The 16,876-nt window shown below is 43.0% G+C and carries 11 protein-coding genes; 6 read left to right on the top strand and 5 right to left on the bottom strand.

What is annotated here, in order from left to right; all coding sequences use genetic code 11:
- Positions 1 to 285: 285 nt before the first annotated feature.
- A complete protein-coding gene (locus tag AAA970_RS18490; RefSeq protein ID WP_338238378.1) occupies positions 286 to 858 on the bottom strand; it encodes a hypothetical protein in 573 nt (190 codons plus the stop codon).
- Between the two features lie 269 nt (positions 859 to 1,127).
- On the opposite strand from AAA970_RS18490, the gene AAA970_RS18485 reads away from it, so the two are divergent.
- Both AAA970_RS18485 and AAA970_RS18480 read left to right on the top strand, forming a co-directional pair.
- The gene (locus AAA970_RS18485; RefSeq protein WP_338238377.1) at positions 1,128 to 2,153 is read left to right on the top strand and encodes an aldose epimerase family protein; all 1,026 of its coding nucleotides are present in this window, start codon (positions 1,128 to 1,130) and stop codon (positions 2,151 to 2,153) included.
- Between the two features lie 84 nt (positions 2,154 to 2,237).
- A complete protein-coding gene (locus AAA970_RS18480) occupies positions 2,238 to 2,687 on the top strand; it encodes a PaaI family thioesterase (RefSeq protein ID WP_338238376.1) in 450 nt (149 codons plus the stop codon).
- 393 nt (positions 2,688 to 3,080) lie between these two features.
- Here AAA970_RS18480 and AAA970_RS18475 read toward each other — a convergent pair whose 3' ends face one another.
- From AAA970_RS18475 to AAA970_RS18460, 4 genes are all read right to left on the bottom strand, one after another.
- On the bottom strand, positions 3,081 to 3,650 hold the full coding sequence (locus AAA970_RS18475; protein WP_338238375.1) for a hypothetical protein: 570 nt from the start codon (positions 3,648 to 3,650) through the stop codon (positions 3,081 to 3,083).
- 389 nt (positions 3,651 to 4,039) lie between these two features.
- Positions 4,040 to 6,049: a hypothetical protein gene (locus tag AAA970_RS18470; protein ID WP_338238374.1), complete on the bottom strand. Its 2,010-nt coding sequence runs from the start codon at positions 6,047 to 6,049 to the stop codon at positions 4,040 to 4,042.
- 8 nt (positions 6,050 to 6,057) lie between these two features.
- The gene (locus AAA970_RS18465; protein ID WP_338238373.1) at positions 6,058 to 7,071 is read right to left on the bottom strand and encodes a FecR family protein; all 1,014 of its coding nucleotides are present in this window, start codon (positions 7,069 to 7,071) and stop codon (positions 6,058 to 6,060) included.
- A 66-nt stretch (positions 7,072 to 7,137) separates the two neighbouring features.
- Positions 7,138 to 7,725 carry an RNA polymerase sigma-70 factor gene (locus tag AAA970_RS18460; RefSeq protein WP_338238372.1) on the bottom strand — a complete coding sequence of 196 codons (588 nt, stop codon included), beginning with the start codon at positions 7,723 to 7,725 and terminating at the stop codon, positions 7,138 to 7,140.
- A gap of 336 nt (positions 7,726 to 8,061) precedes the next feature.
- On the opposite strand from AAA970_RS18460, the gene AAA970_RS18455 reads away from it, so the two are divergent.
- From AAA970_RS18455 to AAA970_RS18440, 4 genes are all read left to right on the top strand, one after another.
- On the top strand, positions 8,062 to 9,267 hold the full coding sequence (locus AAA970_RS18455) for an efflux RND transporter periplasmic adaptor subunit (RefSeq protein WP_338238371.1): 1,206 nt from the start codon (positions 8,062 to 8,064) through the stop codon (positions 9,265 to 9,267).
- Positions 9,267 to 12,413: an efflux RND transporter permease subunit gene (locus tag AAA970_RS18450; RefSeq protein ID WP_338238370.1), complete on the top strand. Its 3,147-nt coding sequence runs from the start codon at positions 9,267 to 9,269 to the stop codon at positions 12,411 to 12,413. The genes AAA970_RS18455 and AAA970_RS18450 overlap by 1 nt, the downstream gene beginning before the upstream one ends.
- Positions 12,406 to 13,830 carry an efflux transporter outer membrane subunit gene (locus AAA970_RS18445; RefSeq protein WP_338238369.1) on the top strand — a complete coding sequence of 475 codons (1,425 nt, stop codon included), beginning with the start codon at positions 12,406 to 12,408 and terminating at the stop codon, positions 13,828 to 13,830. Before AAA970_RS18450 ends, AAA970_RS18445 begins: the two co-directional genes overlap by 8 nt.
- 1,603 nt (positions 13,831 to 15,433) lie before the next feature.
- A complete protein-coding gene (locus AAA970_RS18440) occupies positions 15,434 to 16,714 on the top strand; it encodes a DEAD/DEAH box helicase (protein WP_338238368.1) in 1,281 nt (426 codons plus the stop codon).
- Positions 16,715 to 16,876 lie beyond the last annotated feature (162 nt).

Here is a 16,876-nt window from a genome sequence, read left to right as displayed (position 1 = left end):
TGCAGCTGGAATTGAATAGCGATAGTCAATTTAACATAATAACCGAGATAAAAATAAATTTGCTGAACTAAGCGGGAAGAGGCATGCTTATTTTCTTTTTTTATTTCATGCCAGAAAAAGGGAGGAAAATATCTTATTTCGAATTTTTCTCGAATAAACAGATGAAGGAGTAGAAATCGGACTTACTCCTGATTGTGCCTATTTAAAATTCAGGAATATTGCCCTCCATACGTTTCCAATAATTTCCTTGGTTAAAGGAATAGCATTAGAAGGTGCGAAATCAGATTAATATTCGATAGGTTCTTTGCGATGAATTAAAATGGAGATCAATAACTTTTCGGCTTCTGCCCGGGAGAGGGGATGGGCAAATTCGTCAGAGGAGTAGCGGATCCAATCCGAAAATTGTCCATGCGGCGTATGCCATTGCAAAAAGTTAAGGATATCTAACCTGGACATATGCGGTAGCGCCTTCGTGAGTTCTTTTTGGGAGAATAGAGCGAAAGTTTCAAAAGAGAGCGAAGTGATGTCCCAAAATTCACGATGATCAATGATATCGTTATTCCAAATGTAGGTATAGTCGGATAATAATCGAAAGACCATGGTGTTATATTTGGCTGACAATTGCTTCCGATTCGGGACATTGACGTCGAATGCCAGAGAAATTCCCATTTGGAAAAATCGATAGGCACATTCTTCTTCGTTCAGAATATCAGATAAAGGTTTAGGCCCATTATCTAAAATGACATATACCCGGTCATCCATTTTGATGGATTCGAAGCTCACTTTTTGAGGGGCTGGATTCACAATTTCGTTTTTTACGAAATTTTCAACTTTCGTTAAGAAATTTACTTCACTCATATCGGTAAAACCGAAGATTAACAAGGTAGTTTATTTTCAAATCCATATTCATTTATCATGCAATAAAATAATGATAATTAGCTGAAAATAAGTATGTTTAAAGATATGTACGAGTTATGGAATAGGAAGTTATTAAGGGAATACTTTTGAGAGGAAAATGGAGGATTAGACAGATTGATGGACTATTTGCTCAAAATAAGGTATAGGGGCGAAAAATCATTAAATTAAGGATCTTGATAATTTCTGATCAAAAATAATATTTTTTTTATATGAGTGTGATATCAAAAGTTTTTGGGAAGCTGTCTACTGGTGAAGAGGTTAAAATATTTTCATTAGAAAATAAGAATGGCATTCAGGTAGATATTCTGAATTATGGTGGGATCATTGCGGGGATTCATGTGCCGGACGGCAAGGGCGGAAAGCGCAATGTGGTGCTTTCGTACCCCGATGTAGCGGGTTATGAATCTGATGATCTTTATATAGGCGCCACGGTGGGCCGGGTAGCAAACCGTATTGCCAAAGGACAATTTAGCTTGAATGGTAAAACATATGATTTGGCGGTAAACAATGGTCCTAATCACCTTCACGGAGGCATTAAGGGCTATAATTCCCGTATTTGGGAAACTTCTCATGCTGGAGAAAGTGCAATCAAGCTGAGTCTTCTGTCTAAGGCCGGAGAGGAAGGCTATCCCGGTGATCTCATTGTAGATGTTACTTTTGAAATTAAAGATAATAATCAGTTAGTCATTGAATATAATGCGATTGCATCTGCGGATACGATCATTAATTTGACCAACCATTCTTATTTTAATTTAGAGGGAGAGGAGAGCAAGTCTTGTCTTGCGCATGAATTGAAATTTGCCTCCAAGAAATTTGCACCGACCGACGAAACTGCCATTCCAACCGGAGAGGAGGTAGAAGTAGCAGATGGACCATTTGATTTTGCGGAATTTAAATCTATTGGTAAAGACATCGAAAGTGATCATCAGCAAATTCAATGGGGTAAAGGTTATGATCACCACCATATTGTAGGCGGTTTTGAGAAAAAGCCACGTTTGATTGCGGAGGCAAAAACTGCAGCATCCAATGTAAGCATGAAGGTTTATTCTACTCTGCCAGGCTTCCAGTTTTATACTGGAAATTATCTGTCAGGACAATTTGAGGAGCGTCAGGGTTTTTGTATTGAGACTCAGAATTATCCGGATGCGATTAATCAGCCACAATTCCCTTCACCGGTATTGAAGAAAGGGGAGCGTTATGAACAACAGACGATATTTGAATTTATCACGGCATAATACTTGATATAAAGGCATCTAAAGATGCCTTTTTTTGTGGCCTCTGTCAGAAAAGGGGATCTTTGAACAAAGAGATGAACGTATATGAAAATGAAATTTTCTGAAGAAAGAATTGCCCGTTTAAGAAAGCTTATCGGTAAAGAAGATATTAAGTCACCCTCTCCATTTGGAAATCTTTTTAAAGGAAAGATTTTGGAAGTGGAAGGTGGCCGATTAACGGGTGAATATTTGGTGAGAAACGAAATCACCAATTTGGCAGGTATGTTACATGGTGGAGCGATTTGCACTATTTTGGATGAGGTGATGGGACTAACTATTTATACGCTGGACATAAAGAATTTTTACCCAACGGTTAATATTAATGTGGATTTTCTATCCTCAGCGAAGGAGGGGGAGACGGTAATTGTTCGCTCTGAGGTGATTCGCCAGGGAAAGCATATTATCCATATTGAAGGACGACTTTTCAATGAGTCAGGGAAATTGCTTGCGAAGGGGACCAGTAATTTTGCAAAAATCGACCATCCGATAGAGTAGCTTATAAATTTCCTGAAAAAAAGCGGATCAGCTTTGGGACTGATCCGCTTTTAGAATCACCACAGATACTGTCTTAAGCCCGATTATTCATGTTTAAATCCTCGGTTAGCGGCTAGGTGGGAAAAATGAGGTGATTTTTCCAATTTCGATTTTTTCCCAAGGAAGCAGATAAATGAGGAGAAAGTAAGTATACCCAAATTAGACCTATTTAAAATCCACTAAAACTAACCTTAATAATTCGATAACGAGCGGTATGCGGCGGTTCAATGAATCTAGCGGTGAATAATTGGGCTTCAGGAAATTGTCCGATTTCCATTCCACCCTTTATGCGCTTTTCAATTTCTACTGGCTTTTCCGGCAGGTCAGATGCTGCCCGGCCATCGGTGATTTTTTTTAAAAGCCGAATACGATATCAACTGTTGCCCCCATATTCAGATGGTCATCGGTAAAATCATAGCCGGGAGAAAGGGTAAAACCAGTACTCCAATGACTGTCGATGGCATAGGCCAGGCCTGTCTGAAGGATAAAAGAATGTGCCCAATAATCATCAGGATTATCCAGCGAGCTCTCCCGGGGAGAAAAGACTTGAATTTCCGGATTTCCAATTTCTGCCTCGTGATGGGCGGAAGTCATTCCAAAGCCGAAAAAGGTTCCCCAATGGGAGTTGTGAATTGGTATTTCATGGACTAACACCCCTGCCAGGTGATCTCCGGTTTGGTCAACGGTCATTTGTACCTTATTGGCCTTATAGAAGTAGACTGAACCGGTAAATTCCGCAAGGGCATCATTGTTTAATGAAACCTCTAATTCAAATCGGTTATGATGATGTTCTTCCTCTGCGATTGACTTTTGTTGACCGGAATGTTGACTGAGCGCATAGCCGGTTTTGTCATCTGCTGTCATTTGTGCTTTTAAACCTGTTACTGAACAGGCAAAAGCCAACATCAATAGATATCCTTTCATTTAAAATTACTTATTAGAAAGGTTAAGTTTGGTGTGGCAAATTAAGCTTGAAATGAATTTGAAAATACAAAATGTCCGAAATGAATATGGTAAATTCTGGAAAGATCATCTGGCCGGTTTTTTTTTGCTTAAGCCGGAATATTAACGATTAAATCATCACTCAGTTGTATGGTGAGACAATGAAAGAACGATTGCTGTTTCGTGTTTTGCCAGGGAAGTAGAGGGTTAAGGACAATGCAAGCGCACCTCAATTTGGGTCGTTATTAAATTAAATACCGTATTATTGGATTGAAAGTGAGTTGTTTAAGGTGAGTTGCTAAATTAAGCGGTGAATAATTCGGCTTAAAGCTTTTTGTGGTCAGTTTAATATTAAGGTTGAATAATTCGCCTTAGTGCCCCAGTCGACCAATTCGTATGCCGGCATGAAAACTCATCCAGCCACTGGAAATGATGTTATCTTGTTGGTTGGTCCATAGCGGATGGGTGCGAAGAGAACTCGGTCGGCCTTCCAGTCCATTAATATCGACCCACTGAATATTGTACCGGCCTCCGGCAAAAATCCCAAAGCCAGGCGTAATACTCCAGTTAAGTTGTAAGCCGGCCTTGGCCAGGAAATTGAGGTGATCAAAAAATTTAGTCTCTTGTTGAACGTAATTGAAAGTAACATCTGCACTGAGACTCAGGCTTCGGTAAATTTTTGGTGCGCTTCCCAGCCCATAGCCCATCGTCATGGTTTCAAAATCATTCATGCTGATGGCATATGTAAGGATATTGTATAAATGTCGGTGGCCTGTTTTATAATTCAGCGAAAGGAAATTTTCATCTTCATACAGGAGTTCTAAATTATTGGCCCCGGTGCTGACAAAGCTGAATAGCCCGAAAGGAACCCCTCCTTCAAATCTTCGGGCGTGGTTGATCAGCCCTAACTGACTCCCCCTGATGGTATCGGCTACATTGATCAGCCCCACCTGCAAACCATGAAGTTTTTGCTGAGAATTATTGGAGAGGCTAAACTGAAAACCCATCATGTTGCCACGGTTGGTGTTATTCAGTGCGGAAACCTGGCTGCCATTCAGGTATTTCTTATTGATATTACTTAGCGCCGCAAGCTGAAACCCCTCCAGGCTGTCCGCTACCACATTGATCAATCCGGCTACCTGCCAGCCTTTCATTTTATCTTTACTTCGGTTAAGGACTGCGCTTAGCTGTACACCCAGGTATTCTCCTTTGGTCATGTTGCTGATACCCGCTACCTGAAGCCCTTTTCCGCCGGAAGTCAACACATTGGATACCCCGGCCATTTGAAGGCCTGTAATGCGTCCCTGATGCACATTATTTATCCCGGCCATCTGAATACCGGCCATTTCTTTATGCGCGATATTGGTTACGCCAGCCATCTGCGCACCAGAGATATAGCCCTTACTGTGATTAAAGATACCCGCCATTTGTATCCCTTCCACTGACCCGCCGATGATATTGGTTACCCCGGCCAGCTGTGCCCCACGCATATCAAATCGGTCAATATTAGCGATGCCACCCATTTCAATGCCTTGTACCCCGGCGGCATATCCTGCCAGCAAGTTAAAAGAGGCGCCATTTATGGATTGAGCATTTTTAAGGAAATTACTGCTTAAGGCTGGAAGGAGGCCCACCTGAAAGGGACTGTAAATAAGGGTATCGGATGCCGCTAAAGCCTCTGTTTTGTCCTCCGAAACGAAAATCTGTACCATTTTCAGTTCATCCAATGGCGCTATTTTCGGGCTGGTAGTGACCAGGAAATTGGCCGGCGTTTGGCTTTTACGTTCCAACGCGGCTTCTTTTTCCATCATGATATTGATGGAGCGGTCCTGTGTCAGGCGAATTTTGAGGTGCTTTTCCTGGTAATTTCCGCCTCTAAGCCACAGGTTTAAATTTACGGTAGGTTGCTTAAAAGTTCTTTCAAAGCGCCCATTGGCATCGGTATAGGCGATCATGCCCCAATATTCATCATGAATCTCAATTCCAGCCAAGCCTTCACCGCTTTGCTGATCCATAATTAAGCCGGAAATAGTACGGCTGGCTTTACGCTCTTTAACCTTTTTGTCCGGGTAAATAATGATCTGTTCCCCAATCACTTTATAGGACATCTCCATTGGGCTCAAAAAGGAATCCAGCACTTGGCTCAGGGGTTCATTGTTTGCTTCGATTTGGTATTTTTCATCTGCCGCAAAAAGTGCCGCATTATAGGCAAAGTCAAAACCCGCCTGCTGGCTTAACTGGTGCATAATGGCCGAAAAGTGATCCGAAGTAGGAGCCAATTCTATTTTTTTCTGAAGGATATTTTGGGCAAATAGCGGGGAAATGCCCCACATTACACAAATTATCAGGCTATATAACTGCTTCAAGCGTAAAGGATTCATTTTAAAAATTATTCACAGCTGCCTTTGAGATGATAGCCATCCTGTTTTTTCTCAATGCTGATGCCCAGGCTCAATTCAATGGTTTGGAGTACCTGATCCAGACTTTGCGCCTTGCGGTTATACATCGAAAGAGAACAGGTATTCAGTGCAGGATCATCAATGATAAACTTCACTTTATAACCTTTACTCAGGTCTGCGATCACAATCGGTAAGGGCGTTTCATTGAAGGTGAATATTTTGGTTTTCCAGGAAGTACTGTTGAGGGAAGGTATTTTGATGGGCTCAATTTTGTCCACCGCAGGGCGGTAAACCGCCGCATCTCCCTGGGTCATGATGATTTTATCTTCCTCTTCAGCATGTTCGTTCTGAATCTCTGCAGCATAAAAGGCGACCTTTCCGCTTTGGACAGATACTTCCACCTCCTCATTGGGTTTTTCAAGGATATTGAATGAGGTTCCCAATACTTCCACCCGGGTGTTTTTCATTTGAATAATAAAGCGCTTGTCCGGGTTTTTGGCGATATCAAAAAAAGCTTCTCCCTGAAATTTAATGGCTCTTTGTTCTCCTGTGAATGCTTCCGGGTAATCAATCACTGCTCCTTCATTCAGCGTGATGATACTACCATCAGGAAGGCTTAGCTCTTCAATGGATTGAGCAACAAAGTGAATATTTTCCGGGGATGGATGGTAAAAAAACTGGAAAAAAATCACCAGTCCAGCCACCAGCATGGCCGCAATTGCGGCCGTAGTACGATTAAGGTAATGCCCTATTCGGAAGCCGGGGCTTGCGATGGTCTTTTCCTGTGGTTTTATCTTTTCCCAGGCTTTCTTTTTATCGAATTGAGGTTTTTGTTTTTGGATATGTTCCAGGCGGGAAAGCTGCCAGATTTGCCTGAAATGTTTAAAGTAGGTTTCATTTTCTTCTTTCAGTCCCCGCCAGTTCCTCAAAGCCTGCTCTTCCTCTCGGCTGGCTGAACCATCCAGAAATCTGAAAATATATTGATCTATTGTTTCTTGTGTCATAGTGTTGAGCGCTTACCGCCATTCTTATTAATGATGCTTGAAGATGATTTTACCCCTATCGGCCCTCTATTTTTTTGTCCATTCCCATAAAATGAGCATTAACAGCGGTAAATATTCCTGTAGTTCGGATCGGAGTGTTTTCAGGGCTTTACCCATTTGGTTTTCCACCGTCTTTATGGAAAGGGATAATTCATCTGCAATCTCCTGGTATTTCTTATCCTCAAAGCGACTCATCTTAAAAATCCGTTGCCTTTGTTCAGGAAGGCTACTGATGATGGCATTGATCTTTTCACTCAATTCTAATTCTACCATTACGTCCAAGTCTTCAAAATGCGGGTCTTTTCGGGTCGCCAGCACCTCTTCCTGATAATGGTCACGCACCTTTTGTTTTTTTAGCCATTGCAGGCAATTGTTGCGGATTGCACCGAAAAGATAGCTTTTGATAGAGGAATTGATCTGGAGCTGTGAACGTTTTTCCCAAAGGTTCACGAAAAGCTCCTGCACCACTTCTTCTGCCTGATCCGGGTCTCCGAGGTAGCGCATGGCAAAATGGCTCAACGCTTCGTAATAGGTATTGAATAATTGCTCATACGCATTCACTTCCCCATTTTGAAAGTTTCGAAAAACTTCTTTATCGTCTAATGATATATCCAATTTTATGTGTTTAGCAATTGATGGAAAGTAGCCTTACCTTAATGAGAACAAATTTAGTGAAAACTTGAGGATGAGCGGGGTCTGTTTTTAGATTATTTTAATAAATTCGGTGACTTTTCATTCAATTGATTATATTGCTCAGGGGGGGAAAAGATGGGTGATGGCTTCTTTTGGTGTAGTTTTTGAAAATACAATTAACTGTCCATTTTTGACTTTAAAAGGGATGAAATGACCAAGCTGCCTATTTTTTTGTAAAGCACTCCAAATGAATACTTTAGATAGAAAAACACTGAGCTTGAATGTCAATCCTATCGCTCAGATTAAAAACCATAACACATGCAAACACTCATTTGTCGAGCCAAAGAACAGCACTATTTATTTTTTTTAATAATTTTATTCTTTCAAGTGGCTTGTGGAGAGAAAAAACAAACACCACCACCTCCTGTCGTAGCCGTAGATTCCGTAGCCACACGTGATGTTGAGATTTTTGGTGATTATGTTGGGAGAACCGAGGCCTCACTCAATGTTGAAATCCGCGCCCGTGTGGATGGCTTTTTGGAGGAAAGGTTATTTCAGGAAGGATCTTATGTTAGGAAAGGACAGGTTTTATATGTAATCGATCAGCGGCCCTATCTGGCAAGTGTGAATCAGTTTAAGGCGAGTCTGAATCAGTCTGAAGTAGAAAAACAAAAAGCACGCAGGGATGTTGCGCGACTCAAGCCACTGTATGAGCAAAATGCCGCCTCTCAATTGGATTTAGACAATGCACAATCCGCCTTAGAGTCTGCCGAAGCGCGGTATATGATGAACGAGGCACAGCTGAAACAATCACAATTAGAGTTAGAATATACAAAAATTCAATCCCCTCTCGATGGGTATATCTCCAAATCGAATGTAGATATCGGAACCCTGGTCGGGCCCGGAAGTAATTCGCTGCTGGCCTCGGTTTTGCAGTTGGATCCTGTGCGGGTGAATTTCAATATTTCCGTTATTGATTACCTCAACGCCCAAAGGAAAAAAGCGACCAGTTCCCTGTCCCAGATATCGGACAGTACCCGTGGGTGGACGCCTAAAGTCAAGATTACCCTGCCGGATAACTCGGAATACAATTACGATGGTCGTTTGAATTTTGTCGAGCCCAAGGTAAACCCTAAAACGGGAACCTTTGAGGTCCAGGCCCTGGTGCCTAATCCGGACCGGATCATTTTGCCGGGCCAATTCACCAAAGTTTCCTTACTGCTACAGGTGTATGAAGATGTGGTGGTCATTCCCCGGAAGGCGCTTTTGATAGAGGATGGGGGTGCCTATGTCTTTATTGTGCGCAAGGATAATACGGTGGAGCGCCGTATGGTAGAAACGGGTACTGAATTGGATCAGGAGGTATTGATCACACGTGGATTGTGGGAGCATGAAGTCTATATAAAAGAAGGCATTCATAAAGTTGTTCCGGGCCAAAAGGTAAAGGCGGTCCATAGTTTTGAAGCTTTTGAAGAGGCCCTTCAGAATGAGCAGGACAGTATAGCGGAAGGGGGTGATCAATAATGGGACCTTCTTTTTTTATTGACCGACCAATATTCTCGGCCGTTATTTCAATTTTGATTGTACTGCTGGGGGTTATTGCCATTACCCAGTTACCTATTGCCCAATATCCGGACATTACACCGCCGGTGGTGACCGTTTCGACCAACTATCCCGGAGCGAATGCAAAGGTGGTGAATGAAGCCGTGGGGACCGAACTGGAGCAACAGCTTAACGGAACGCCCAACATGATTTTCATGAGTTCCAAAAGTACCAATACGGGTGGGTTGACCATTAATTTGACTTTTAAGGTAGGCACTGACCCTGACCTTGCAGCGGTAGAAGTGCAAAATAGAGTGAAGCGAGCCGAAGCCAAGCTGCCCGCAGAAGTGGTTCAAAATGGGGTACAGGTGGAAAAACAAGCTGCTGCCAAAATTTTGACCGTCAGTCTGACTTCAGATGACCCGAAATTTGATGAAATCTACCTCTCCAACTTTGCCACCATTAATGTTTTAGATCCCCTGCGTCGGGTAGCCGGAGTGGGGCGTATCAGCAATGTGGGCTCACGCTATTATTCCATGCGGATTTGGGTGCAACCGGATCGCCTGGCGGCTTATAGCCTGACGACCAATGATCTTTCTGATGCCATTAAGGACCAGAACCGGGAATCAGCTGGTGGAGAACTCGGTATTCAGCCCGCGGAGCATATTGACATTACCTTACCCATTACAGCCAAAGGACGATTATCGACCGTTGAGGAGTTTGAAAACATCATTGTCCGGGCTAACCTGGATGGATCTTTTATCCGAATCAGGGATGTCGCCAGGGTGGAACTGGCCGCCTCTAATTATCGGGAAAGTTCAGGCCTGAGCGGACAAAATGCTGCCATGCTGGACATCTTCCTGCTACAGGGTGCCAATGCCCTGGAAGTGGCCAGCAATATTGAAAAGGAAATGGAGCAGCTGAAAAAGAATTTTCCGGAAGGAATAGATTATACTTTTTCTTTTGATGCCACAGAGTTTATTACGGCTTCGATCAAGGAAGTTTACATCACCCTGCTGGAAGCGATCATTTTGGTAGTGCTTGTGGTTTACCTCTCTTTGCAATCCTGGCGCTCTACTTTAGTCCCGACCATAGCCGTACCGATTTCTCTGATAGGTACTTTTGCGGTCATGCTGGCATTTGGGTTTTCGCTGAACACCCTGACCCTGTTGGGATTAATTTTAGCGATCGGTATTGTGGTAGATGATGCCATTGTGGTGGTGGAAAACGTGGAGCGGATCATGGAAGAAGAAGGTCTTGATGCCCGGGCAGCCACCCATAAGGCGATGAAAGAGCTGGTAGGGGCATTGATTACCACCTCTTTGGTGCTTGCGGCTGTTTTTGTTCCGGTAAGTTTTTTAGGTGGGATTACGGGTACGCTTTTTCAACAGTTTTCCATTACCATCGCAGTTTCGGTATTGTTATCCACTGTGGTGGCACTAACCCTTTCTCCTGCCCTGTGTGCCATTTTGTTAAAACCGAGGACCGGGAAAAAATCGGTCATTTTTGAGAAAATAGACCAATGGATCGATAGCGGAAACGGGAAATACACCCAATATGTTCGATGGGGATTTGACCACCGAAAGCGCATGTTTGCCGCCTTTGGAATGTTTATCGTTTTTATCGCCTTGTTGGGCTATACTACCCCAACCTCTTTCATTCCCGAGGAAGATCAGGGTTATTTCACCGTAGAAATTGCCTTACCCGATGGCGCCTCCTTAGACCGAACCTCCAGAGTGGTGGATCGTGCGGAGGCTTTTATCATGTCTCACCCGGCGGTTGCCTATGTACAAACGGTAAAAGGACGCAGTAACCGGGTTGGGGGCACGGAATCCCGCGGGATGATGACCGTGATTTTGAAACCATGGGATGAACGGACGACGGAAGAATTACAGATTGATCAGATTATTCAGGACCTGCGGGAGGAATTCTATAAATATCCCGAAGCCACCTCCGCCATTACAAAGCCGCCGGTAATTCCCGGTTTGGGTGATGGGGGCGGTTTTGAATTTCAATTGCAGGATCGTTCCGGGAATTCAATGGAAAAACTACTTTCAGCGGCAGATACCCTATTAAATGCGGCAAGAAGTAGAAAAGAACTGGCGGAAGTCAATGTCAACATTCAACCGGAAATTCCCCAGTTGTTTTTTAACCTTGACCGTGATCGCACCAAATTTCTGGGCATTCCGCTGGCGGATGTATTTTCGGCCATGCGCGCCTTTCTGGGTAACCTCTATGTGAATGATTTTAATAAATTTAACCGGGTTTACCGGGTGAACCTGATGGCAGAGGAGGAGTATCGTCGGAATATCAATAATCTGAACTTGTTCTTTGTTCGCACGGCAAACGGGAGCATGGTACCGGTGAGTGCGCTGGGCTCTGTGGAACAAATTACCGGGCCGGGAAGTGTCAACCGTTTTAATATGTTCCTGTCGACCACCATTCAGGGAATAGCAGCACCGGGTTACTCTTCCGGGCAAGCCATGGCCGCTATTGAAGAAGAGGCCGCAAAAGTATTGCCTGAAGGAATGGGCTATCAGTGGTCGGGGATGTCTTATGAGGAAAAAGAGGCCGAAGGGCAGCTTGGACCGATAGTCGCGGTGGTTATCTTGTTCGTATTCTTATTTTTATCTGCCCAGTACGAAAGTTGGGTGATTCCGGTGGTGGTTTTGATTACCCTGCCCATCGCCATTTTTGGTGCCTTTATTGGGGTTTGGGTTCGAGGCTTACAAAATGATGTATATTTCCAGATTGGGATGATTTCTCTTATCGGTTTATCGGCTAAGAATGCCATTCTGATCGTGGAATTTGCCAAAGAAAAAATGGATAAAGAGGGCTTGAGTGCCGGTGAAGCAGCCTTGCAGGCAGCCTCTCAGCGTTTTCGCCCGATTCTGATGACCTCCCTTTCCTTTGTGTTGGGGATGATTCCGCTGGTAATTGCATCAGGCGCAGGGGCTGCTGCCCGACATTCTATCGGTACGGGAGTATTCACCGGGATGATCCTGGCCACTACGGTCGGAATTGTATTCATTCCTTTATTTTTCAAAAGCATAGTGGAATATCAGCAATCATTTATGGCCAAATTTTTTGGAGGCCACCAACAGCAGAAGGGAGGCCGTAATGAATAGTAAGCAACACTTTTGGTGGATGCCATTTTTGGTGGTTTTATTGGTTCAATCCTGTAAAATGGGGCCGAATTACAGTAGGCCCGAAGTAGATGTGCAGGTGGACTGGGATTCTTTAGCGGTAGAAGAGGACTTGCTTTCAGATTTGAAGTGGTGGGATTTGTATCAGGATACCATTCTGGGGAATTATATTAAGCAAGCATTGACCGATAATTTTGATGTCCGGAAGTCGGTTGCCCGCCTGAAAGAGGTAAAGGCCTTTCGTCGGATAGAATCCTCCAATTTATACCCCACAATTAATGGGAATGCTTATGCTGAAGGGGAGGCCTCAGGGGCAAGTCCCAATAAGCTGGATGAGGAATATCAGGTTTCGGCGCAATTGGCCTGGGAAGTCGATCTTTGGGGAAAATTACGAAGAGGAGTAGAGGCCGCCAATGCGGATTATATCGCCAGTTATGAAGCCTATCGTGCGCTGATGTTATCCACAGTGGCAGAGGTCGCAACGGTTTACTTTAATCTGCAGGATGTACAAAATCGATTGCGGATTACCCGTAGAACCCTGGTTGCCCGTCAGGAAGCATTACGCATTGCCGAATTGCGTTTTAAAGGTGGCTTGGTCTCTGAAATTGAGTTTCAACAGGCCAGTGTTGAATTAGCCCAAACGAAAGCGCTTTTGCCAGGCTTGGAACGGAGGGTGCGCTTGTCGATGAATGAATTAAGTGTATTATTGGGCCGCCCACCTGCAGAACTGGAGATGGGCATTGCCCTGGAGAACCAGCCGGTGATTCCGTCAATTCCCCTTGGGCTGTCTTCTCTGTTGTTGGAAAGACGACCTGACATTCGGTTGGTAGAACAGAATTTAGTAGCGGCAAATGCAGAGATAGGGATTGCCAAGGCTAATTTCTATCCTTCCTTCGTGATTACGGGGGAGCTCGGTTATCAATCCTCCTCCCTGAGTAATTTTGTTGGCAATGGCTTTAACTACTGGGATTACCTTGGGGATTTAATTACGCCTATTTTTACCGCAGGCCGAAATAAAGCGAATCTGGAGGCTACCCGAGCACGCTATGAACAAAGACTTTATGATTATCAGTCTGTGGTTTTAACAGGACTTCAGGAAGTTTCTGATGGCTTAATATCCTTTCAAAAGGCAAGAGAACAGCGACAGGCACAGGCGGAATTGGTCAAAGCCTCTGAGGAATATTTCCGATTGGCTCAATTACAATACCTCAATGGGATCGTAAATTACCTGGATGTGTTGGATGCCCAACGCCGTTTGTTTGATGCCGAAATTAGTGAAAGTGCTGCCATCCGAGATCAGTTGGTCAGCATGGTTTTCTTGTACAAAGCCCTTGGCGGCGGATGGGATCCTGAAAGCATGCAACCGGAAATTGTCCCTAAGGAAATGCAGGAGCAATAAATGAAGTGTCGCATGGGGAAAAAATCTAATTCCCAGCCTTAAAAAGTCAGGAGCTGGATTTAGCGCGCGTTTAAATGCCAAAATTGGCGGCGAAAATTTAAAATATTGGAGAAGCGATAAAGGATTATTTTGAGCAAATAGCATCGCTATTGGTGAGAAATTATCCAAGATTACTTCCAATCATTCGAATTTGCAGCCGGATGATGTGCTTTTAAACACGCGCTTAGCATTTTTTCCCTAAATGGCCGCTTGCACGCATACATAAGGTGTGCCTTTCCGTAGCCCTTTAATTCCGATGATTTATGCTTAAATCCTCCTTAAATACGGCTTTATATGGCTGAATTTGAAACGAAAATTTGATTATTCCAGAAACGATACCCGATTATTTTGAGCAAATAGCATCACGATTTTTAAGAAATTATCCAATATCGTTTCCAATAAACGGGATGATTCATACTTAAGCCCTCGTTTAGCTGCTAGGGGTGTAAAATGAAGGAATAGTTTCCTGTTTTGAGTCTTGTTCAAGGAGACTACGGAATTAGCAGCAAGTGTGCTCAATCGAATGTGGTACAAAAAAATAGGTTCCCAAAAGGAACCTTGCAGTAAAAAAAAGGCCAGTGGATAAATGCACCGGCCTTTTTTTATTTATGAATGTTTTTTTGAATTTACAGCTTGATCGGAGGAAGATTGTCGGACAGTGACGCCCATGGTTTTTTCGTCACTCCATTGTTGGTAAACGGTGTATAGGAGGAAGAGGGTGGTCAGAATAAGCGAAATAGCCAATAAGACAATCATTTTTTTAAATTTAAATTTCCATATCTAAGGACCACTGATGATCTGAGTCCCAAAAGCACCCAAGATCCTTTTGAACATTCAATTTCAAATACCAAGCCACTTCCTCCGTTTTCCCAAAAAATCAGGATATCCTGAGAAAAATTTCTTTTTACTAAATCTTGCTTAGTTTCCTGTTGCGGAGAAAGTGTTTGAGCCCGAATTATTCACCGCTGAATTTATTAACTCATCACAAGTGGGTTATTTTCAGTTCGTTAAAATTTATTTTCTTTGATTTATTATAGCCCCAATTTGGGCAAGTTTGCTTTCTCCTCATTCATCTGTTTCGTTGGAAAAAACGTGAAATAGGAAACTATTCTTTCATTTTTTCCGCCTAACAGCTGAACGAGGATTTAAGTTTGTAAAATCTGGCTTAATGGCCTTTCTTTCAGCTTGTTGAGGTCGATTTTGCTGATTTATTATTAGCTTCTAATCAGGCTAATTTGTTTTCTTCCTTTCCATCTGTTTCGTAAATGAAAACTCGAAAACAGGAAAATTCTGTCTTTTCTACCCTCTTGCAGTTAATGGAGGATTTAAGCAAGCCTCTTTCGGATTAAGTTGGTATATCCGGTTTTGGGTGCGCAGGATATGGACTGGTTTTTCTAGAAAGAAGGGAATGCTTTTAATTGTTGCCTGAAAAATAAGGCATGCAGTTGTCCCTTTTTAAATCCAATTTTTATATTTATTGAGTCTTGGTGGCGATCGGTTCGGTATTTGCTATTAAATTGCGGAAAAATTCCAGTCAAATGGACTGAAGAAAAAATACGATTCTATGAAATTCGAGAATTATTATATTTCCCCGCTCCTTAAGAAAAGCTTAAGTAAACTGGGGTTCATTCGCCCTACGGATATTCAATATAAATCTATTCCTCCCATTTTGAAAGGAGAGGATGTTTTGGCAATTGCCCAAACGGGTACCGGTAAAACTGCCGCCTTTGTTATCCCAATTTTGAATCTCCTGCAGGAAAGAAAAATTAAAGGTCGTCCTGATGGCGTACGTTGTGTGGTAATGGTACCCACACGTGAATTAGCGCAACAGGTGGCGGATGTTTTTATTCAGATCGGGAAGCATACCCGGGTGAATACCATCTCCCTGTTTGGTGGGGTAGATCAGGAGCAGCAGATTGCCCAATTGGCCAAAGGGGTGGATGTAGTGGTGGCGACACCAGGACGCTTCTTTGATTTGCAGGCGCAGCATCACCTGGATTTAAGAAGGGTGGAATTGTTGGTATTGGATGAAGCCGATCATATGTTGGATCTGGGCTTTATTAATGACATCCGTGATGTGATAAAGCGTATTCCCAAGCGCCGACAAACTTTATTCTTCTCTGCTACCATTAATGATAAGATCAAAGAATTAGCCTATTCCTTAGTGAATAAGCCGGTAAGAATTCAAATTTCTCCCAAGGATCCGGTCTCCAAAAATGTCCAGCATTCGGTGGCTTATGTGGAAATGGATGATAAGCGTTTCTTTTTGGAGCGTTTGGTGAAAGAAAATCCGGAGGAAAAGGTGTTGGTCTTTGTTCGAACCAAAGTACGTGCTGAGCGTGTAGCAAAAGCCATGGAGCGCGTCGGTATAAAAGCCCTGACCATTCATGGAGGGAAGGAACAAAAAGACCGTGAGCAGGCCCTGAATGCTTATCGAAAAGGGGAGGTAAAAATATTGATTGCAACTGACGTTACCGCAAGGGGAATTGATATTCCGGGCGTACAGTATGTCGTGAATTATGATTTGCCGGAAGTTTCAGAAAATTATGTTCACCGGGTAGGTCGAACGGGCCGGGGAAAAGAAAAAGGACGCGCCGTTTCATTTTGCAGTCAAGAAGAAAAACCGGTGTTACAACAAATTGAAAAGTACCTTTCCAAGCCAATTAAAGTGCTGGAAATAGATATTTCTGATTACAGTGAAACATTGGAATTTACTGATGATCATGATAATAATTGGCAATCCCTGTTGAAATCAGCTAATTTTGAAGATATGGGTGCTCCCATAAAAAAGGAGAAAAAAGCCCCTAAAGTTAGTGGATGGTCTAAAAAGAAAAAGAAAAAATAGACTATTGAGATTAGATATAATTTGAAAGTGAATCCCATCGATTCACTTTTTTTTTAGTCTGATCCGCCCATAATGATGGATTAGCCGCTTTTATCTACCCTTTATTGTTGAAGTTTTTATTAACAATCCATATAGTTCATTACGCTCTTTTTATAGCCTTGG

The organism is Persicobacter diffluens (assembly GCF_036244895.1).
GTDB lineage: Bacteria > Bacteroidota > Bacteroidia > Cytophagales > Cyclobacteriaceae > Persicobacter > Persicobacter diffluens.
The sequence above is the reverse complement of the archived record's forward strand: the minus strand, read 5'-3'. Positions and strand labels throughout refer to the sequence as shown.

Coding starts and splice junctions, on each gene's coding strand:
- AAA970_RS18490 (WP_338238378.1), bottom strand. CDS start 858: ATGAGTGAAGTAAATTTCTTAACGAAAGTTGAAAATTTCGTAAAAAAC.
- AAA970_RS18485 (WP_338238377.1), top strand. CDS start 1,128: ATGAGTGTGATATCAAAAGTTTTTGGGAAGCTGTCTACTGGTGAAGAG.
- AAA970_RS18480 (WP_338238376.1), top strand. CDS start 2,238: ATGAAAATGAAATTTTCTGAAGAAAGAATTGCCCGTTTAAGAAAGCTT.
- AAA970_RS18475 (WP_338238375.1), bottom strand. CDS start 3,650: ATGAAAGGATATCTATTGATGTTGGCTTTTGCCTGTTCAGTAACAGGT.
- AAA970_RS18470 (WP_338238374.1), bottom strand. CDS start 6,049: ATGAATCCTTTACGCTTGAAGCAGTTATATAGCCTGATAATTTGTGTA.
- AAA970_RS18465 (WP_338238373.1), bottom strand. CDS start 7,071: ATGACACAAGAAACAATAGATCAATATATTTTCAGATTTCTGGATGGT.
- AAA970_RS18455 (WP_338238371.1), top strand. CDS start 8,062: ATGCAAACACTCATTTGTCGAGCCAAAGAACAGCACTATTTATTTTTT.
- AAA970_RS18450 (WP_338238370.1), top strand. CDS start 9,267: ATGGGACCTTCTTTTTTTATTGACCGACCAATATTCTCGGCCGTTATT.
- AAA970_RS18445 (WP_338238369.1), top strand. CDS start 12,406: ATGAATAGTAAGCAACACTTTTGGTGGATGCCATTTTTGGTGGTTTTA.
- AAA970_RS18440 (WP_338238368.1), top strand. CDS start 15,434: ATGAAATTCGAGAATTATTATATTTCCCCGCTCCTTAAGAAAAGCTTA.